Genomic DNA, 18,277 nt, shown 5'->3' on the forward strand with positions numbered 1-18,277 from the left:
GGTGGCGGGAGCCGGAGCGGAAGCCGGCCATCCGCCAGATGCGCACCTCACGCACCAGCCCGGGTGCCTCCCTGACGAGGATCGCCAGCATGAGGCCGCCCAGCAGAGCCGCCTCGGCGATCAGCACGTTTCTGGCCGTCAACATCGCTGTCTCTCCTCGCTGTCGGTCGTGTCCGCCGCTCCCGCGCGGCTCATCCCGGCGGGATGTTGGGCATGATGCCCATGATCGCGTTGTGCCGTCTGACGTGGATGCCGGTGGACCGGCGAGCGTCGGCGGTGCCGTCCTTGTGGTGGCCCGGCTGCTTGTCATACGGGCCCTTGTTGCCCTGGTGGAGGCCGGCCACATGGCTCGGCGTATCGGGCTTCACCTGGGGCCTGCCCACTCTGATCCTGCCCATCGTCCGCTCCTCTCGTCCGCTCCTCATGTGCGTTCGGTCAGTTCCGCGAAGAACCGCTCGACGGCCGGCCACACCGTGCCGCCGCCGGACAGTCCCCGCCACTCCCGGCGGACGACCGCGACCATCCGGAAGCAGTCGTCGACCGGGGTGATCCAGTGGTGCCGCCCGCCGCGCGCCGTGTTGACGAGCAGCGCCTCGACGTCGGGGGCGAGGGTGCCGAGCGGCGGGCAGGCCGCCACCACGTCCTGCCAGGCCCCGGGGTCGGTCTCCCAGCGGGTCGCGCCCGCGGGGCTGGGGTAGTGCGCGGTGACCGTGCCGTCGGTGTGCGGCACGAAGAAGGCCAGCCCGACGGGGACGCCGAGCGGCGTCGTGTCGACCGGCGGCAGCCTGACCCGGCGGCGGGGCACCAGCCGGTAGTGGCCATCGCCGGCCTTTCCCCGCACGAAGAGCAGGGAGCAGGGGCGGCATGCGCACAGCACCTCGTCCCTCTCCGTGTCGTACAGGTGCCGGTGCTCGCCGGGCGCGCACTCGGCGGGCGTGTCCTCGACGGGCAGTTCCTCACCGCACAGCTCGCAGCGCTCGCCGCCGCCGGGCCGGCGGCGGTCGCCGGCCGCCTCGCCGATGATCCGGGCGAGCGCGCCGGGGGTCACGCCGGCTCCCCGGACCGGGCGGCGCGGTGCGTGAGCGCGTCGAGCGGGACGAACGCGGGGGGCCGCGCATCGGCGGGCGCCTGGGCCCGTTCGACACCGGACAGTTCGGGGGCGGCGGCGAGCAGTGTCTCGCGGACGGCGTCCTCGACGCCGGCCCACGTCGAGCCGCAGCCCGTGGTCGTGAGGCTGACACGTGCCACGCCCCCGTCGACGCCGTCCAGCGCGATGTCGCCGCCGCGTTCCCTCAGCACGGGCCGCAGCCCGTCGACGGCGCGGGCGACCCTGCGCTCCACCGGCTCGGGGTGGAGGCCGTGCAGCACCAGGAGGTGGCCGACGAGGTCGTCGTCGGCCATACGGGCGGTCAGTTCGCCGTCCGCGTGGTCCAGGACGCGGGCGAGCGCCTCTCCGTAGAGCGCGGTCAGGTCGCGCACCGCCTCGATCGCCGCCCGTGCGGTGGGTCCGGGCGCGGCCTCGACCTGTTCGAGGAGTTCGTCGGCGCGGGACAGGTGTGCGGCGACCGCCGCGTCGTCGAGCCGCGTGCTGCCGTCAGCCATGGCCGGCTCCGTACGTCGGGGTGTGGAACGTCTGGAGGGTGTTGCCGGGGCCGAGGTACATGTGCACGCCGCAGGGCAGGCACGGGTCGAAGCTGCGGACGGTGCGCATGATGTCGACGCCCTTGAAGTCGTCGGGCCCGTTCTCCTCGAAGACGGGCTGGCCCTGGACTGCGTCCTCGTACGGTCCGGGGGTGCCGTAGCTGTCGCGGGGGCTGGCGTTCCAGGGGGTGGGCGGGTAGGGGTGGTAGTTCGCGATCTTCTTGTCCTTGATGACCAGGTGGTGGGAGAGGACACCGCGGACCGCCTCGTGGAAGCCGCAGCCGATCGCCTCGTCGGGGACCTCGTAGTTCTCGAAGATCTTGGTGTCGCCGGCCCGCACCAGTCCCATGGCCTTCTCGGCGAACTCCAGGGCCATGGCGGCCGCGTAGGCGACGAAGTAGGGGCGGGCGCGGTCCCGTTCGATGGTGTTGCTCCACCGGGGGATGTGCCATTCCAGCGTGGTCTCGGGCAGCTTCTCGCTCCTCGGCAGGGTGATCCGCACGCTGCGGCCGGTGGCCTTGACGTAGGAGGTGTCGACGCGTCCGTTGAGGGCGGTTGACCACAGCCGGGCGAGGGGGCCGCCGCCGGTGTCGAGTGCCAGGTGGTCGCCGCTGGTCTTGTCGTACCAGCGGGGGCTCATCACCCAGCTGTACTTGGCGTCGAACTCCCGCTTCTGCGGCACGGGCACGGTGGTCTGGTTCCAGGGGTGCCGCATGTCGACGGGGTTGCCGAGCGGGTCGTGGGTGACGAAGGGCTCCTCGGTGGCCCAGTCCTCGTAGAACGAACTGCCCAGCAGGATGCGCATGCCGAGGTTGATGTCGACGAGGTCGTCGGTGACGAGCTCGCCGTCCACGATGACGCCGGGGGTGACGTACATGGCCCTGCCCCAGTCGCCCATCGTCTCGTAGCGGTAGTCGCATACGTCGGGGTCCTGCCAGGAGCCCCAGCAGCCGAGCAGGACACGGCGGCGGCCGACCTCCTCGTAGCCGGGCAGGGCTTCGTAGAAGAAGTCGAAGACGTCGTCGTTCATCGCCACGGACTGTTTGACGAAGTCGAGGATCCTCATCAGGCGGGACAGGTAGTCGGTGAACGCGGTCGGGCTGGGCATGGTGCCGACGCCGCCGGGATACATCGTGGAGGGGTGGACGTGGCGGCCCTCCATCAGGCAGAACATCTCGCGCGTGATCCGGCTGACCTTGAGGGCGCGCTTGTACACCTCCCCCTCGAAGGGGTTGAAACCGCGCATGATGTCGGCGATGGTGCGGTAGCCGTGGATGTCCCCGCGGGGTGCCGGGGTGCGCTCCGCCCTGGCCAGGACGCCGGGGTTGGTGGCCTTGACCATGGCCTCGCAGAAGTCGACGAACACCATGTTGTCCTGGAAGATGGTGTGGTCGAACATGTACTCGGCCGCTTCGCCGAGGTTGACGATGTGTTCGGCGAGGGGCGGCGGCTTGACGCCGTAGGCCATCTGCTGCGCGTAGTCGGAGCAGGTGGTGTGGTTGTCCCCGCAGATGCCGCAGATCCGTGAGGTGATGAAGCCCGCGTCGCGCGGGTCCTTGCCCTTCATGAACACGGAGTAGCCGCGGAAGAGCGACGAGGTGCTGTGGCACTCGGCCACTTCGCGGTTGGCGAAGTCGATCTTCGTGTAGATGCCGAGGTTGCCGATGATCCGGGTGATCGGGTCCCAGGACATGTCCACGAGCTGCGCGGGTTTGCGCTCCGTGGTGCCGGCCCGGTCCTCGGTGTACGTCATGTGGGGTCCCTGTCTCGGTGCTCGCTGCGGTCGCGGTCGGGTGTCTCAGGGGCGCCAGTACGGGTCGTAACCGCTGGTCAGCTCCGGTTTGTTGTGGTGCCACCGGGGTTCGCGGTTGACCGCGACGTTGGTGATGGCGCGCATCCGGCGGATGAAGCCGCCGTACGGCCGGATGAGCATCGACGACAGCCGGCCGCCGGTGGGTTCGTCCATGAACGGCATGAAGGAGTCGGGGAAGCCGGGCATGGTGCAGCCGATGCAGATGCCGCCGACGTTCGGGCAGCCGCCCACGCCGGACATCCAGCCGCGCTTGGGCACGTTGCAGTTGACGACCGGGCCCCAGCAGCCGACCTTCACCTGGCACTTGGGAGAGTTGTAGTCCTTGGCGAAGTCGCCCTGCTCGTAGTAGGCGGCGCGGTCGCAGCCCTCGTGCACGGTCTTGCCGAAGAGCCACTGGGGGCGCAGCATGTGGTCCAGCGGCGGCGGTGGTGCCGACCCGGCCGCGTGGTACAGCACCCACAGCAGGGTCTCCATGAAGTTCTCGGGCTGGATGGGGCAGCCCGGCACGTTGACGACCGGGAGCGCGCCCTGGGACTTGAAGTCCCAGCCCAGGTAGTCGGCGAGGCCCATGGATCCGGTGGGGTTCCCGGCCATCGCGTGGATGCCGCCGTAGGCGGCGCAGGTGCCGGCCGCGACCACGGCCCACGCCTTGGGGGCGAGGCGGTCGATCCACCAGTTGAGCGTGAGGGGTTCGCCGGTGTCCGGGTCGTTGCCGAAGGACGTCCAGTAGCCGTCGCCCTCGATGATGTTCTGATTGGGGACGGAGCCCTCGATGACGAGGATGAACGGCGCCAGTTCCCCGCGCGCCGCCGCGCGATAGGGGGCGAGGAAGTCCTCGCCGCCCTCGCTGGGCGAGAGCACCTTGTTGTGGAGGTGGATCTTCGGTACGCCGGGGACGAGCCCCAGCACGAGGTCCTCGAGGGCGGGCTGGTCGGCGGCCGTCAGGGAGACGGTGTCGCCGTCGCAGCTCATGCCCTCGGAGATCCAGAGGATGTGGATCTCGTCGAAGCCGTTCCGCGGGGGGCGTTCGGGCGCTCGCGCCTCGTCCTCGGTGCCGCTGTCGATGGTCATGTCTTCGGCCTCCGTTGCAGTCGGTCGCGGAGTCGGTCGTAGGCCGCCGCGAGCGGCGCGGCGAGGGCGAGGGCGGGCGGCTCGTCGGGGGCGTGCGGGTGGGGCCGGGTGGGTGCCGTCTGCTTGGCCTTGTCGAGGAGCCGCCCGAGCTCGTCCAGGTCCTGCTGCGGGACCGCGTCGCGCAGGCGGGGCAGCAGGTCGTCCTCGTCGTCCTGCACGTGCTGTTCCACCTCGTGGCGCAGCTCGTCCATGAGTCGGTCGGCCCGCTCGTCGCCCGGCGGCAGCCGGTCCAGTTCCAGGAGCGTCTTCTTGACGGCCGTGTGCGCGCCGAGACGGTCGTCGATGTCCTCGCTGCCGTCCGGCAGGACGCGCTTGGCCAGCGGGTAGACCATCAGCTCCTCCAGGGCCGCGTGCTTGGACAGCTCGCGGACCATGACCTCGACCACCGCCCGGCGCTGGTCCACGGAGGCCGCCGCGTGGTAGTCGCGGAAGAGCTGCTCCACCATCCGGTGGTCATGCGTCAGCAGTTCGAGGGCGTCCATCGCACCTTTCCTCGTCCGGGTGGCCGTCCAGCGGCTGGAGTTCGTCGGGGCGGAAGTAGAGGAACCGGCCGTACCAGCTGTTCAGCTCGGCCGCGGGGTCGTCGTCGAGCGTGACCGCGAGGTGCACGCTGCCGTCGACGTCGTGGAAGACGGCCTCCACCAGGGCGTCGCGTCCGGTGAGGAACATGTCCTGGGCGTCGGCGCCACGGCCGCGCGGCCGCAGCCGTACCCGGCTGCCGCCCGCCACGGGCACGCCGTCGACGAGGACGGCGTCCGTCGTGGGCGACAGCCCGTCGTCGCCGCCCTCCCGCCACCAGGGGGCGGCGGGCCGCGGTGTGGCAGGCCGCGCGGCGGTGCCGTCGGCGGTTGCGGGCACGTACGTCGGCGGCTCGGGCCCCGGTTCCGGGGAGCGGAGGGTGCCGTGCAGCCGGGCGAAGACCTCCGGCGGCATGGTCTCGACGCGGTCGATGATCTCGGCGGCGCGCCGGTCGGTCGCCCGCGCCTCGCGCTTCTCCCGGTCGGTCAGGAGCAGGGTCCGCAGGGTGAGGATCTCGTCGATCTCGGCGGCGTCGTGCAGGTCCCCCGGGCTCTCCGGCGCCACCTGCGGGTGGTCGGACAGGATGATCGGCGACGACAGCACCGTGTCGCCGGAGCCCGGCGCGCCCGCCAGCACGGGGAAGGTGTACAGGTTGCGGCACCCCCGGGCGTGTTCCGCGCAGTCGTCCGGCGGGTCGATGAGCGAGAGGAACTCCAGGCCGTCGCCGCCGACGAGGGTGTGCGTGGCGATGAGCGCCGAGCGCAGCGCCTCGTCGCGTGAGGCCCCGGCGGCGGTGTCGCCGGTGTTGCGGGTGTGCACCCGGAGCCGGTGCAGGCCGGGGACGCCGGGGAGTTCCTCGGCCCGTAGCGCCGTCTCCGCCTCGACCGGCCACCGGCTGCGTACGGCCCGGACCGTGCCGTCGCCGAGCGGTTCGGTCTCCGCGCCGCCGGGGCTGCCCACCGGGAAGGAGCGTTCGCCCGCGAGCAGGTCCGCGAGCGGGACGACGAGGTCGGCTTCGCGGGGCACCGCCTCGTCGAAGCTCAGGTGCACGGTGCCGCCGGTCTCGGCGGACTCCACGGGCACGTGGCCGGCTCCGGGCTCGTGCCGCTCCAGTTGCTTGCGCTGCGCCTGGAGGTACCGCACCCGCACGTGCACCGTCGCGGTGGGCCGAGCCTGTACCAGGCACTCGGTCTGCTGGTACCAGGAGTCCACGGACCCGGAGAGCCCGGGCGGCACGGGGCCGTCGGCCTCGGCCCAGGGCCGGGGCGTGAGCACGCCGAACTGCCAGCGCACCCGGTTCTTCGGGGAGGACCTGCGGTACGGGTACAGGAGGTAGCCCTCGTACAGGATCGCGTCGGCCACCGCCCGTACCTGCCCGAAGGCGCGGCCGGAACCCGGTGTGCCGCCGCTGCGCGGGTGGCCCGGATCGTCCCGCATCGGTTCTCCTCACCTGGAGGGTCGTGGGTACGTGCTCCCTTCCACCAGGCTCACACCGCTCAAGCACCCTCGCCCCCTCACCAGCGGGTGCGAGCCGCGCCCCGGCCCTGTGGCCTGCGCAGACGGGCGGTGGGGGCCACGGGGCGGCGGGCATTCGGGGGAAAACGCGGGCCACGCACGGCGGGAGCCCGCGCGGGTGACGGCCGGTCCGGGCACCGGCCGCGTACGCTGACGGCCCCCATCACCGTCCCGAACTGCGGTGCGTCATGCTCCAGGGCCATCTGACACGCGGTCTCCGGGCCTCCCTGCGCAACAACGGGCAGGCTTACGGGTTCTCCGTGTCCATCACCGCCGGCATGGCGGTGCTCAACACGGAGACGGACGTCTCCGCGGGTGCCGCCGTCCTCTTCTTCGCCCTCGGCGCGGCGGCCGCCTTCAGCGTCCTGGAGGCGGTGGCGTCGCACGGCTTCCGCAAGCCCATGGACGAGGAGCCGAGCACGGTCACCGCGCTCGGCATCTCGCTGAGTCTCGTCTCTGTCGGGACGGCCAGCGGGCTGGCGTGGGTCATCGCCCATTTCGTGGGCGGCACGGTGGCCTGGCCCCTGACGGGTTTCGTGGTCTCGACCGTGTACCCCCTGGCCGCGGGGGTGGAACTCGCCATCGCGCAGCAGGCGAGGGAGTCGTCGGAGTCGGAGACGTCCGAGGAGAAGAAGCAGGAGGAGAAGGACGAGAAGGAGGAGAAGGAGAAGGGGAAGGAGGAGGAGTAGGGGCTCACCCGCCGGCCGGGAGCCCGGGCGCGGTCGGAAGTCCCGTCGCGGTCGGCGTCGGCGTCGGCGTCGGCGTCGGCGTCGGCGTCGGCGGGACGGTGTCGGCGCGGCGGGCGCGGGGTGGCGCCGGCGGGGCGGTGGCGGGTACGCCGGCGGGCACCGCCGTCTTGCGGACGAACGCCGCACGCAGGGCGTGGTAGGGCGCCTCGGGGTCGAAGAAGATGCGGCGCATGTGCTCCAGCTCGGCCTGCCGGTACTCCGCGAGGGACCGCTCGGCCTCGTCACGCGCCCGGGCCGCCCGCTTGGCGGCGATCCGCTCCCGCAGCGCCCACGCGCCGGCGAGTTCGCCCGCCATCCGGCCGGCCTCACGGGCGAACCCCTGCGCCGGGGCGGCGACCAGCCGGTCGGCCAGGCCCATGCGGCAGGCCGCGGCGGCGCTCACCGGCCGGGCCTCCTCCACGAGCCGCTCAGCGGCGGCGGCGCCGATACGGCGGGGCAGGGTGTACGTCCAGAACTCGGAGCCGTACAGGCCCATACGCCGGTAGTGCGGGTTCAGCACGGCACCGGTGCGGCACCAGACCTCGTCGGCGGCGAGGGCCAGCATCACGCCGCCCGCGGCCGCGTTGCCGCCGAGCGCGGCCACGACCAGGCGGTCGTCGGTGCGCAGGACGGCCTCGACGAGGTCGTCCATGGCGTTGATGTTCGCCCAGGACTCGGCGGCCGGGTCCGGGGAGCCCTCGATGACGTTCAGGTGGATGCCGTTCGAGAAGAAGTCGCGGCGCCCGCCCAGGACGAGCACCTTGGTGGGCCGCTCCAGCGCGTAGCGGTAGGCCTCCAGGACACGGCGGCACTGGGCGGTGCTCATGGCGCCGCCGGGGAAGCCGAACTCGACGAACCCGACGCCACCCTCCTGGCGGTACCGGATGTCGCTCCAGGTGTGCTTCTGGTCGTCGGCCTCCAGGGGGGCGGGAATCTCCGGGACCCCGGCGAGCCGCTCCCCCAGGACGTCCGCCGCCGGCAGCCGGAAGGTGGGCGGCGCCCCGGGGCGGCGGCGTTCCCGCAGCTCGGGGATCCACACGGCGCCGTCCTGGGTGGCGCGGCAGATCGCCCCCGCCCGCCGGGCGACGACCTCGCCGGGGCGGCCGCGCAGCTCGCCCTCCGGGTGGCCGCCGTGCAGGAACACCTCGGCGCCGAGTACCTCGTCGCGCACGCCGGGCCGGGAGTCGGCGGCGCGCAGCTTGCGCAGCACGGTCTCCGTGGTGTCGTGCGCCCAGTCGACGCGCCGCCGCTCCTGCCGCAGGGCGTTGCGCCACACGACGCGTACCCCGGGGTCCTGCTGCGACCGCGGCGCGTATCCGCCGGCGGCGAAGCGCTCGACGGCCCGGTGCACGGCGGCCGCCGCCGCGTCGGACACCTCGTTGCGGTAGAGGTCGCTCTTGCCGACGGGTGCCACCGGGAAGGCGGCGGAGGCCCAGATGGGGCCCGCGTCCATGGCGGCCTCGGCCTGGAGGACCGTCACGCCCCATTCGGCGGTGCCGGAGTCGATCGCCCAGTCGAGGGACGACGGGCCGCGGTCGCCGGGCGGGCCGGGATGGACGACGAGGCAGGTGTACGCCGACCAGATGTCCTCCGGGACGGCGGTTCTGAGCATGGGCGCGACGATCAGGCCGGGGCGTCTCGCGTGCACCGCGCGCCGTACGTCCTCGTCGTCACCTCCGGCGGCGACGACGATGTCCACGCGGTGCCCGGCGTCGGTCAGTTCGGCGTGGAGGCGCTGGGAGAGGCTGTTGTAGGCGCTGGCGAGCAGCAGGATGTCCATGGGGGTTCCTCTCTATGGGACGAGGCGTGCGGCCGACGCGTAGCGGCAGGCTGTACGTGACCGGTGAACGGCCGTCAGGTCCGCTCCTAGGTCCGGAGGGAGTCGCGCAGCAGGATGCAGAATGGCGCGGCGCCGGTGAGGTGCGACGCGTTTTCGGCGAACTGGTCGACGCGGCCGCGCCGGGCGGGATGCTGGACGGTCATGCCGTGTGCCGTACCCGCCGGCCGGCGCTCGGGCCCGCTCGGCGGCGCCGCGTCACCGGATGGGGCGCCCGGGGTGTGGGCCGTGCGGACGGCGCCCCTGATCTGCCTAATGGCCGGTACCCGTGTGTACGGCGGCCGATAGTGCCGTAGACACCGGCGACACCGTCGACACCGGCGAAGAGGGAGCGTGCGGATGCTGTTCCGGAAGCGGAGGGAGCACCTCAGGGAGCGGGCGCGGAGGGCGGCCGTCGGGGGGTACGTCGCCGTCGACCGGCGGGCGCCGCTCTCCGAGGCCGGCCGGGAGCTGCTGCGCAAGGCGTTCCCGGACCACTGGTCCTTCCTGCTCGGTGAGCTGGCCCTGTACAGCTTCGTGGTGCTCGTCCTGACGGGCAGCTATCTGACGCTGTTCTTCGACCCGGGCATGGACATCGCCCCGTACGACGGCTCGTACGCGCCGCTCCGCGGGGTTCCGGTGTCGGACGCGTACGCGTCGACGCTGCGGCTCAGCTTCGACGTGCGCGGCGGTCTTCTGATCCGCCAGGTCCACCACTGGGCGGCGCTGGTGTTCGTGGCGGCGCTGGCCGTGCACATGCTGCGGGTGTTCTTCACGGGCGCGTTCCGGCGGCCGCGCGAGCTGAACTGGATGATCGGCGTGACGCTGTTCATGCTGGCGATGCTGGAGGGCTTCGCCGGCTACTCGCTCCCGGACGACCTGCTGTCGGGTACGGGGCTGCGGACGGCCAACTCGATCGTTCAGTCGGTGCCGGTCGTCGGCACGTATCTGAGCTGGTTCGTGTGGGGCGGCGAGTACCCGGGCGACATCATCATCCCGCGGCTGTACATCGTGCACGTGCTGTTCGTGCCGGGGCTGCTGATCGCGCTGATCACGGTGCATCTGCTGATGGTGGTGTATCTGAAGCACACCCATTGGGCGGTGCCGGGCAGGACCAACAGGAACGCCGTGGGGCAGCCGATGTTCCCGCACTTCGTCACCAAGACGACGGGCCTGATGCTGCTGGTGTCCGCCGTGCTCGTGCTGATGGGCGCGATCGCCCAGATCAACCCGGTGTGGGCCTTCGGCCCGTACCGCGCCGACCAGGTGTCCACGGACGTGCAGCCCGACTGGTACGTGGGGTTCCTGGAGGGTGCGCTGCGGCTGATGCCGCCGTGGGAGGACGTCGTGGCGGGCCACACCCTCATGTGGAACGTGTTCCTCCCCACGATCGTGCTGCCGGGGCTGCTCTTCATGGTGCTGTACGTGTATCCGTACGCCGAGAAGTGGATCACCGGGGACCTGGCGGAGCACCATCTGTGCGACCGGCCGCGTGACCGGCCGGTGCGCACCGGGCTCGGGGTGGCGGCGATCGTGTTCTACGCGGTGCTGCTGGCGGCCGGCGGCAACGATGTGATGGCCCTGGTGTTCCGGGTGTCGGTGGAGGCGCTGACCTGGACGTTCCGGGTGGCGCTGATCGTGGGCCCGGTGCTGGCGTTCTTCGTGACGAAGCGGATCTGCCTGGGCCTCCAGGCGCACGACCGGCGGCTGCTGGAGGAGGGCGAGGAGACCGGCGACGTGAGCCAGAGCGTGTCCGGCGGGCTCGGCGAGAGCCACCGGCCGCTGGACCCCGAGCGGCGGTACCGGCTGCTCGTCAAGGACGTCCCGCGGCCCCTGGAGCGCCCGCCGGGTGACGCGCCGCTGCGGCACCGGGCGCGGGCGGCGCTGAACTCCTGGTTCTACGGCGACCGGGTGGACCTCCCGGCCACGGAGGCGGAACGCCGCCACATCGAGGCCCGGACGCTGGACCCGGCGACGGCGGCGGAGCAGGAGGAGCAGCGGGCGGAGGGGGCGGAGGGGCAGACGGAGGGGCGGGCCGGGGCCGGGCCGGCGCCGCGCAGGAAGGCGGCGCCCGACCGTCAGTCGTGACGCCCGGCGAACTCGAACACCATGCCGAACACGCCGGCCGCCAGCACCCCCACCCCGATCAGCGCGAGCCACAGCCCGAACACGACCCCCACGGCGAGCACGGTCGCGCCGAGCGCGACCATCGGCGGGTACGGGCTGTGCGGCGGGAAGAAGTCGACGGGGCCGCTGCGCTCACGGATCTCGGAGTCCTTGCGGTCCTCGGGGCGCGACCCCTTGCGGCGCTGGTTCACCGCGCAGAAGAACGCGATGAGGGCGGACATCAGGAACGACACGGTGAGAGCGGCCGCCCCGGCCGGCTCGCGCGCGAACCAGATGTAGGCCACGTCCGTGACGAGGAAGAACGCGGCCACGCCGGCGAACAGATACGCCTCGGTCTTCACCGGCGCACCTCCGGGCGATGCAGGTCGAGGGCGGGCGAGTCGGAGCGGATACGGGGCAGGGCGTGGAAGTTGTGCCGCGGCGGCGGGCAGGAGGTGGCCCACTCCAGGGACCTGCCGAACCCCCACGGGTCGTCGACCTCGACCTTCTTCCCGTACCGCGCGGTCTTCCAGACGTTGTAGAGGAACGGCAGCGTGGACGCGCCGAGCAGGAACGAGCCGATGGACGACAGGGCGTTGAGGACGGTGAAGCCGTCGGCGGCGAGGTAGTCGGCGTACCGCCGCGGCATGCCCGCCTCGCCGAGCCAGTGGTGGACGAGGAACGTCAGCTGGAAGCCGACGAAGAGCGTCCAGAAGTGGATCTTCCCGAGCCGTTCGTCGAGCAGCTTGCCCGTCAGCTTCGGCCACCACAGGTAGAACCCGCCGAACATGGCGAACACGATGGTGCCGAACAGGACGTAGTGGAGATGGGCCACGACGAAGTACGAGTCGGTGAGGTGGAAGTCCAGCGGCGGTGAGGCGACGAGGACCCCGCTGAGCCCGCCGAGCAGGAAGGTGACGAGGAAGCCGATCGCCCAGACCATCGGCGTCTCGAAGGAGATGCTGCCGCGCCACATGGTGCCGATCCAGTTGAAGAACTTCACCCCCGTGGGCACGGCGATCAGGAAGGACATGAAGGAGAAGAACGGCAGCAGGACGGCGCCGGTGGCGAACATGTGGTGCGCCCAGACGACCGCCGACAGCATGGTGATGGCGATGGTCGCGCCGACCATCCCGATGTACCCGAAGACGGGTCTGCGGCTGAAGATCGTGATGATCTCGGTGACGATGCCGAAGAACGGCAGGGCGACGATGTACACCTCGGGGTGGCCGAAGAACCAGAACATGTGCTGCCACAGCAGCGCGCCGCCGTTGGCCGGGTCGTACACGTGCGCACCGAACTTCCGGTCCGCCTCCAGGGCCAGCAGCGCCGCCGTCAGGACGGGGAAGGCGAGCAGCGCGAGGATGGAGGTGAACAGGATGTTCCAGGTGAACATCGGCATGCGGAACATGGTCATGCCGGGGGCGCGCAGGCAGATGATGGTGGCGATGAAGTTGACCGAGCCGAGCGTGGTGCTGAGCCCGGCCACGACAAGACCCATGGCCCACAGGTCGCCGCCGGCGCCGGGCGAGTGCACGGACCCGTTGAGCGGCGCGTAGGCGAACCACCCGAAGGCCGCGGCGCCTCCGGGCAGGAGCAGCCCGGAGACCACGACCAGGCCGCCGAACAGGAACAGCCAGTACGTGAGGGCGTTCAGCCGCGGGAACGCGACGTCGGGCGCCCCGATCTGCAGCGGCATGATGGCGTTGGCGAACCCGGCGAACGTGGGCGTCGCGAACAGCAGCATCATCACGGTGCCGTGGATCGTGAGGAACTGGTTGTACTGGTGGTTGCCGAAGATCTGGGTACCCGGCTGCGCCAGCTCCGCCCGCATCAGCATCGCGAGCACCCCGCCGAGCAGGAAGAACGCGAACGCGGTCGCCAGGTACATGTTGCCGATCGTCTTGTGATCGGTCGTGGTCAGATAGTTCCGGAGCCGGCTGCCTGCCTGGACGCGCGGGTTGTCGGGGGGTTCCTGCGGTTGTGGGCGCTGGCGCTGCCCCAGCTGCGGCATGGGCCCCTCCGGAGCGCTGAAGGCGGATGCGCGTGTTTCGTCCGGCCACGCGCGTCCTGTGTAGCCCTCCGAAGGGAGCGCCAAACCTCCCTTACGCCCGTTCGGCGGCCCGTGCACGCCGCAACCGGTGGGGCGTACGGGACGTCTTCGTCTGCGTCCGGCCGCCCGCACCCGGACGGCACCATGGAAGAGAAGAACGGAAAAGAGGAAGCACTGTGCGCTTTTCGTCTGTACGGCCCTCCCGCCGCGCCTTACTGACCACCGGAGGCGCCGCCGCCCTGGCCGCCGTCGCGGCCGGTGCCGGTACCGCACACGCGGCGGCCGCCGCGGCGGCGCGCTCGCGCGGGGACCGTGTCACCCGGGAGTTGCGCACGCTGGAGCGGGAGCACGGGGCGCGGCTCGGGGTGTTCGCCCTCGACACCGGGACGGGCCGGACCGTCGCGCACCGCGCGGACGAGCGCTTCCCCATGTGCTCGGTGTTCAAGACCCTCGCCGTGGCCGCCGTCCTGCGCGACCTCGACCGGAACGGCGAGTTCCTCTCGCGGCGCCTGCGCTACTCCGAGGCGTACGTCGAGAAGTCCGGCTACTCCCCCGTCACCGAGCTACGCGAGAACCTCCGCCACGGCATGACGGTCGCCGCCCTGTCCGACGCGGCCATCCGCCACAGCGACAACACGGCCGCCAACCTGCTGCTGCGCGAGCTGGGCGGGCCCACCGCCGTCACCCGGTTCTGCCGCTCCGTCGGCGACGGCGTGACCCGCCTCGACCGCTGGGAGCCCGAGCTGAACTCGGCGGAGCCCTGGCGCGAGACCGACACCACCACGCCCGGCGCCATCGGCAGGACCTACGGGCGTCTGGTCCTGGGCAACGCCCTGGCCCCGCACGACCGCGAGCGGCTGACCGGCTGGCTCCTCGGCAACACCACGAGCACCGAGCGCTTCCGCAAGGGGCTGCCCGCGGACTGGGTCCTCGCGGACAAGACGGGCGGCGGCGCGTACGGAAGCAACAACGACGTCGGCATCGCCTGGCCGCCCGGCCGGCCGCCCGTCGTCCTGGCCGTCCTGACGACGAAGCCCGCACCCGACGCGCCCGCCGACAACCCGCTCATCGCGAGGACGGCCGAAGTCCTGGCGGCCGCCCTGACCTGACCCGGCGCCCGGAGACGGGAGGCGGGTTCGTGGGGGCGGGCTCGTGGGGGGGGGTTGGTGGTTACTCCGCCGGCTCCACGCCCGGTGGCAGCGGTTCGGGCTCGTCGGGGTGGGCGCGGAGTCGCAGGATGGCCGCGCACAGCCCGCCCCACACGATCGCGATGGCGATGATCATCATGACGACGGCGCCCGCGGACATCACGGCTCCTTCCGGTCGGCGGCCCGTTCTGCCGGGGCCTCCATGTCGAGGTCGATGTCCTCGCCCCCCGCCTTCCACGGCAACAGGCTGAGGAGGATGCCCACGAGCAGCGCGAAGATCGCGACGCCCCAGCCGGACACGAGGAGGAAGCCCGTCGAGTAGCCCTCGTAGTTCTCGTCGAACTCCGCGCGCAGGCTGTCCACCATCATCCAGCCCAGCACCAGCGGTGTGATGACGCCGAGGCAGATGCGCCACCAGTGTCCGAGCCGGATCGCGGACGTCTCGTCCGCGTGCGCCTGGAGCCCGGGCAGCGCCCGCAGGAACCAGGCGATGACGACGAGGGCGACCAGCGCGGCGAGGGCGATGCCGTACTGGTTGATGAAGTGGTCGGAGGCGTCCAGCAGATAGAGCCCGCCGTCCGTCGGGTAGAGCAGGATCGACACGATCGCGACCAGGCCGCCGACGCCGAACACGGCCGGGAGGCGGCGCATGCCCGTACGGTCCTGCACGGCGGACACGACGACCTGCACGATGGAGATGAGCGACGACAGGCCGGCGATCACCAGCGACACGAAGAACACCACACCGAACAGACCGCCGAGCGGCATCTGCGAGATGACCGTCGGGAAGGCGACGAACGCCAGGCCGAGCCCGGAGGTGGCGACCTCGCCGACCGGGACGCCGGCGCTGGTGGCCATGAAGCCGAGCGTCGCGAAGACCCCGATGCCCGCCAGGATCTCGAACGAGCTGTTCGCGAAGCCCGCGACCATCGCCGACCCGGTGAGGTCGGCGCGCCGCCGCAGGTAGGAGGCGTAGGTGACCATGATGCCGAAGCCGATGGACAGCGAGAAGAAGATCTGCCCGTAGGCCGCCACCCACACACTGCCGTTGCCCAGTTCGGACCAGTCCGGCGAGAACAGCGCGTCCAGGCCCGCGCTCGCCCCGTCGAGGGTGAGGGAGCGGATCACCAGGGCGGTGAAGAACACCACGAGCAGCGGGATGAAGATCTTGTTGGCGCGTTCGATGCCGCGCCGGATGCCGAAGGCGAGGATGACGAGGACGACGGCCCACACGGCGATCAGCGGCCACAGCACCCCCGGCACGTACGAGGAGACGGTCCCGGGCGACGGCGCGACCTTGAGGAACGTGCCGAACAGGAAGCCCTCAGGGTCGTCGCCCCACTGCTGGCCGACCGAGAAGCCGACGTACCGCACGGCCCAGGCGAGGATGACGGCGTAGTACGTGGCGATGACGAAGCTCACCATGACCTGCCACCAGCCGAGCGCCTCGGCGGGGCGGGCCATGCGGCGCAGCGCCGCCGGCGGTGACATGCGGTACTTGCGGCCGATCGTGTACTCCATGATCAGCAGCGGGATGCCCGCGGTGAGCAGGGCGACCAGATACGGCAGGAGGAACGCGCCGCCGCCGTTCTCGAAGGCGACGGCGGGGAAGCGCCAGATGTTGCCGAGTCCGATGGCGGAACCGATCGCGGCCAGCAGGAATCCGGCGCGGGTGGCCCACTGCTCGCGGGGCTGCTCGGTCATGTCGTGTCCTTGGGGTCGCAGAACTGACCTGATGGCACGTTAGCGCGGGAAGCCGTACCCGGCGCGGCGGGAGACGACTCCCGGGCGCCGGGCGGGTGGCCGAAAGCGGACGGGTAGGGTGACCGGAACGCAGTTGGTCCCCGGGGAGGGTTCCGCGGCGGGGTGTCCGCTACATTGCCGGGTCGCGGCAGCATGCGGACCGGGCCCCGGTCGGCGGGCCGCGTGAGAACCGTCTTCGCTGATCGGGGGATGTCCCACCCATGGTGCTGGTCGCTGTCTTCGGTGCCGCACTGCTCATCGCGGTGCTGTTGTCCGGGCTCGCCGCCCGGACCGTTCTGTCCACGTCCTTCCTGTTCCTCGTCGGTGGCGCGCTCGTCAGCGACGGGTTCCTCGGGCTGATCCACATCACCCCGGACAGCGACATCGTGCGCGTGACCGCCGATCTGGCGCTGTTCGCGGTGCTGTTCACGGACGGCATGCACGTGTCGTTCCCGAAGCTGCGGGAGAACTGGAGGAACCCGGCACGCGCCCTGGGGCTCGGGATGCCGCTGGCGCTGGTCGGCATGGCGCTGATCACGCACTACGTGGTGGGTCTCGACTGGACGACGTCGTTCCTCGTCGGTGCGGTGCTGGCGCCCACCGACCCGGTGTTCGCCTCGGCGATCATCGGCAAGAAGGAGGTGCCGTCGAAGCTGCGGCAGCTCCTCAACGTGGAGAGCGGTATCAACGACGGCCTCGCGCTGCCGGTGGTGCTGGTGCTCATCGCCGCCGCCGGGCCGACGGCGGGCGGGCACACGGACACGTCGTACGGGGCGATCGCCCTGGAGCTCGGGCTCGGACTGGCGTTCGGTGTGCTGGTGCCGCTGCTGGTCAACGGGCTCGTACGGTTCCGGCTGCTGGGCGCGGAGCCGAAGCTGCAGCCGCTGCTGCCGCTGGCCATCGGCGTCATCCTCTACGCGGGCTGCCATCTGACGCACGCCAACCCGTACCTGGCGGCGTTTTCGGCGGGCGCGGTGCTCACGGCGGTGTCGCCGGAGGCGAAGAACGCGTTCGAGCCGCTGGGCGAGGCGCTGGCGGAACTGGCGAAGTTCGCGGCGCTGCTGGTGTTCGGGGCGCTGCTGACGCCGCAGCTGTTCGGCGACTTGTCGTTCGGCGGGTATGTGGCGGTGGTCCTGGCGATCGTGCTGATCCGGCCCGCGTCCATGCTGATCTCGCTGATCGGTACGCGGTTCGACCGGCGCGAGCGGCTGGTGGCGGCGTGGTTCGGGCCGAAGGGCTTCGCGTCGGTGGTGTACGGACTGCTGGTCCTCCAGGCAGGCATCCCGCAGGGGCAGGAGGCGTACACGCTGATCGCCGTGTGCATCGCCTTCTCGATCATCGCCCACAGCAGCACGGACGTCCCGATCGCCAAGGTCTTCCACGTGGAGAGGCTCGCGGGCATCCCGACGGACGAGGACGAGCACGCGGCCGCCGACCGCGACACCGCTGTTCCGGCCGGCCCGGCCGGGGGCGGCGACGCCTCCGTCGCGGCCAACGCGGTCGGCGCCCGGAGGGACGCCTGACGGCGTACGCGCCGTGCCCCTCATGGCCCTCCCGGCCCACCCCCCGGGGCCTGCCCGGGCCATGATGGACGGTGGAGCCCGGCGCGACGCCCGCCGCACGGTGTGACCCGGAGGTTTCCGGGCACCCGGGCGGGCGACGACGGAAGGAGACGCCGCCATGGACCCACGCACGGCCCGCAGCACGGTGGTACCCGCGCTGCGGGCCGTGCGCGCTGTCGTCCTCGACACCGACGGCGTCGTCACCGACTCGGCCCGGCTCCACGCGGCGGCCTGGAAGGCGGCGTTCGACGCCTACCTGCGGGACCTCGCCGCGACGACCGCCGAGGGCGGAGGGATCGCCTGGGCCGGCGGGGTCGGCGGGACCGGCACGGCGGGCGTGACCGGTGCGGTCGGCGAGGACGGCGGGACCGGCGAGGACGCCGGGACCGGTGGAACCATCAAGGACGGCGGGACCGGTGGGACCGGTGCGGTCGGCGCGGACGGCGGGATCGGCGAGGACACCGGGACCGGTGGCGACGGCGGGACCGGCGGCGACGGCGGG

General features: G+C 71.9%; 16 protein-coding genes. 4 read left to right on the forward strand and 12 right to left on the reverse strand.

Annotated features, from left to right (window positions below; translation table 11 throughout):
* Positions 1 to 191 precede the first annotated feature (191 nt).
* Genes HTZ82_RS00345 through HTZ82_RS00375 form a run of 7 tightly spaced genes read right to left on the reverse strand, consistent with a single transcriptional unit; the run spans position 192 to position 6,541 of the window.
* Complete coding sequence (locus HTZ82_RS00345; RefSeq protein ID WP_175407200.1) at positions 192 to 398, reverse strand: hypothetical protein; 207 nt, start codon at positions 396 to 398, stop codon at positions 192 to 194.
* Positions 399 to 421: 23 nt separating this feature from the next.
* Positions 422 to 1,048, reverse strand: coding sequence for a DUF5947 family protein (locus HTZ82_RS00350; protein ID WP_175407201.1), 627 nt, complete (start codon positions 1,046 to 1,048; stop codon positions 422 to 424).
* Positions 1,045 to 1,602, reverse strand: a complete 558-nt coding sequence (locus HTZ82_RS00355) for a NifU family protein (protein WP_175407202.1) — start codon at positions 1,600 to 1,602, stop codon at positions 1,045 to 1,047. The genes HTZ82_RS00350 and HTZ82_RS00355 overlap by 4 nt, the downstream gene beginning before the upstream one ends.
* Entirely contained in the window at positions 1,595 to 3,394 is a 1,800-nt protein-coding gene (locus HTZ82_RS00360) for a nickel-dependent hydrogenase large subunit (protein ID WP_175407203.1), read from the reverse strand. Before HTZ82_RS00360 ends, HTZ82_RS00355 begins: the two co-directional genes overlap by 8 nt.
* A gap of 45 nt (positions 3,395 to 3,439) precedes the next feature.
* Positions 3,440 to 4,525 (reverse strand): hydrogenase expression protein HypE, encoded by a 1,086-nt coding sequence (locus HTZ82_RS00365; RefSeq protein WP_175407204.1) that lies wholly within the window; start codon positions 4,523 to 4,525, stop codon positions 3,440 to 3,442.
* Entirely contained in the window at positions 4,522 to 5,067 is a 546-nt protein-coding gene (locus HTZ82_RS00370) for a hemerythrin domain-containing protein (protein ID WP_175407205.1), read from the reverse strand. The genes HTZ82_RS00365 and HTZ82_RS00370 overlap by 4 nt, the downstream gene beginning before the upstream one ends.
* The gene (locus HTZ82_RS00375) at positions 5,039 to 6,541 is read right to left on the reverse strand and encodes a hypothetical protein (RefSeq protein WP_254711527.1); all 1,503 of its coding nucleotides are present in this window, start codon (positions 6,539 to 6,541) and stop codon (positions 5,039 to 5,041) included. Before HTZ82_RS00375 ends, HTZ82_RS00370 begins: the two co-directional genes overlap by 29 nt.
* Positions 6,542 to 6,879: 338 nt before the next feature.
* Here HTZ82_RS00375 and HTZ82_RS00380 point away from each other — a divergent pair, with 338 nt between their 5' ends.
* A complete protein-coding gene (locus HTZ82_RS00380; RefSeq protein WP_175407206.1) occupies positions 6,880 to 7,308 on the forward strand; it encodes a hypothetical protein in 429 nt (142 codons plus the stop codon).
* A gap of 4 nt (positions 7,309 to 7,312) precedes the next feature.
* Here HTZ82_RS00380 and HTZ82_RS00385 read toward each other — a convergent pair whose 3' ends face one another.
* The gene (locus HTZ82_RS00385; RefSeq protein WP_254711528.1) at positions 7,313 to 9,127 is read right to left on the reverse strand and encodes a hydrogenase maturation protein; all 1,815 of its coding nucleotides are present in this window, start codon (positions 9,125 to 9,127) and stop codon (positions 7,313 to 7,315) included.
* 396 nt (positions 9,128 to 9,523) lie between these two features.
* Here HTZ82_RS00385 and HTZ82_RS00390 point away from each other — a divergent pair, with 396 nt between their 5' ends.
* Positions 9,524 to 11,251, forward strand: a complete 1,728-nt coding sequence (locus tag HTZ82_RS00390) for a cytochrome b N-terminal domain-containing protein (protein ID WP_175407207.1) — start codon at positions 9,524 to 9,526, stop codon at positions 11,249 to 11,251.
* Here the strand turns inward: HTZ82_RS00390 and HTZ82_RS00395 are convergent.
* Together HTZ82_RS00395 and ctaD are read right to left on the reverse strand one after the other, a co-directional pair.
* Positions 11,242 to 11,631 (reverse strand): cytochrome c oxidase subunit 4, encoded by a 390-nt coding sequence (locus tag HTZ82_RS00395; protein WP_175407208.1) that lies wholly within the window; start codon positions 11,629 to 11,631, stop codon positions 11,242 to 11,244. The genes HTZ82_RS00390 and HTZ82_RS00395 overlap by 10 nt on opposite strands.
* The gene (ctaD, locus tag HTZ82_RS00400; protein ID WP_175407209.1) at positions 11,628 to 13,283 is read right to left on the reverse strand and encodes a cytochrome c oxidase subunit I; all 1,656 of its coding nucleotides are present in this window, start codon (positions 13,281 to 13,283) and stop codon (positions 11,628 to 11,630) included. Before ctaD ends, HTZ82_RS00395 begins: the two co-directional genes overlap by 4 nt.
* Positions 13,284 to 13,498: 215 nt before the next feature.
* Between ctaD and bla the strand changes: the two genes are divergently transcribed.
* Positions 13,499 to 14,431 (forward strand): class A beta-lactamase, encoded by a 933-nt coding sequence (gene bla, locus HTZ82_RS00405; RefSeq protein WP_309235249.1) that lies wholly within the window; start codon positions 13,499 to 13,501, stop codon positions 14,429 to 14,431.
* Between the two features lie 61 nt (positions 14,432 to 14,492).
* Here the strand turns inward: bla and HTZ82_RS00410 are convergent, their stop codons facing one another.
* Positions 14,493 to 14,630 (reverse strand): methionine/alanine import family NSS transporter small subunit, encoded by a 138-nt coding sequence (locus tag HTZ82_RS00410; protein ID WP_175407211.1) that lies wholly within the window; start codon positions 14,628 to 14,630, stop codon positions 14,493 to 14,495.
* Complete coding sequence (locus HTZ82_RS00415; protein ID WP_175407212.1) at positions 14,630 to 16,174, reverse strand: sodium-dependent transporter; 1,545 nt, start codon at positions 16,172 to 16,174, stop codon at positions 14,630 to 14,632. Before HTZ82_RS00415 ends, HTZ82_RS00410 begins: the two co-directional genes overlap by 1 nt.
* A gap of 260 nt (positions 16,175 to 16,434) precedes the next feature.
* Between HTZ82_RS00415 and HTZ82_RS00420 the strand changes: the two genes are divergently transcribed.
* Positions 16,435 to 17,736 carry a sodium:proton antiporter gene (locus HTZ82_RS00420; RefSeq protein ID WP_175407213.1) on the forward strand — a complete coding sequence of 434 codons (1,302 nt, stop codon included), beginning with the start codon at positions 16,435 to 16,437 and terminating at the stop codon, positions 17,734 to 17,736.
* Positions 17,737 to 18,277 lie beyond the last annotated feature (541 nt).

Origin of the sequence: Streptomyces sp. TRM64462 (assembly GCF_013362995.1) — a bacterium.
Lineage (GTDB): Bacteria > Actinomycetota > Actinomycetes > Streptomycetales > Streptomycetaceae > Streptomyces.

What these genes read in the sequence shown, in the direction of transcription:
- HTZ82_RS00375 (WP_254711527.1), bottom strand. Translation starts at nt 6,541, where the DNA reads ATGCGGGACGATCCGGGCCACCCGCGCAGCGGCGGCACACCGGGTTCC.
- HTZ82_RS00415 (WP_175407212.1), bottom strand. Translation starts at nt 16,174, where the DNA reads ATGACCGAGCAGCCCCGCGAGCAGTGGGCCACCCGCGCCGGATTCCTG.
- HTZ82_RS00345 (WP_175407200.1), bottom strand. Translation starts at nt 398, where the DNA reads ATGGGCAGGATCAGAGTGGGCAGGCCCCAGGTGAAGCCCGATACGCCG.
- HTZ82_RS00410 (WP_175407211.1), bottom strand. Translation starts at nt 14,630, where the DNA reads ATGTCCGCGGGCGCCGTCGTCATGATGATCATCGCCATCGCGATCGTG.
- HTZ82_RS00365 (WP_175407204.1), bottom strand. Translation starts at nt 4,525, where the DNA reads ATGACCATCGACAGCGGCACCGAGGACGAGGCGCGAGCGCCCGAACGC.
- HTZ82_RS00390 (WP_175407207.1), top strand. Translation starts at nt 9,524, where the DNA reads ATGCTGTTCCGGAAGCGGAGGGAGCACCTCAGGGAGCGGGCGCGGAGG.
- HTZ82_RS00385 (WP_254711528.1), bottom strand. Translation starts at nt 9,127, where the DNA reads ATGGACATCCTGCTGCTCGCCAGCGCCTACAACAGCCTCTCCCAGCGC.
- ctaD (WP_175407209.1), bottom strand. Translation starts at nt 13,283, where the DNA reads ATGCCGCAGCTGGGGCAGCGCCAGCGCCCACAACCGCAGGAACCCCCC.
- HTZ82_RS00355 (WP_175407202.1), bottom strand. Translation starts at nt 1,602, where the DNA reads ATGGCTGACGGCAGCACGCGGCTCGACGACGCGGCGGTCGCCGCACAC.
- HTZ82_RS00370 (WP_175407205.1), bottom strand. Translation starts at nt 5,067, where the DNA reads ATGGACGCCCTCGAACTGCTGACGCATGACCACCGGATGGTGGAGCAG.
- HTZ82_RS00360 (WP_175407203.1), bottom strand. Translation starts at nt 3,394, where the DNA reads ATGACGTACACCGAGGACCGGGCCGGCACCACGGAGCGCAAACCCGCG.
- HTZ82_RS00420 (WP_175407213.1), top strand. Translation starts at nt 16,435, where the DNA reads ATGGTGCTGGTCGCTGTCTTCGGTGCCGCACTGCTCATCGCGGTGCTG.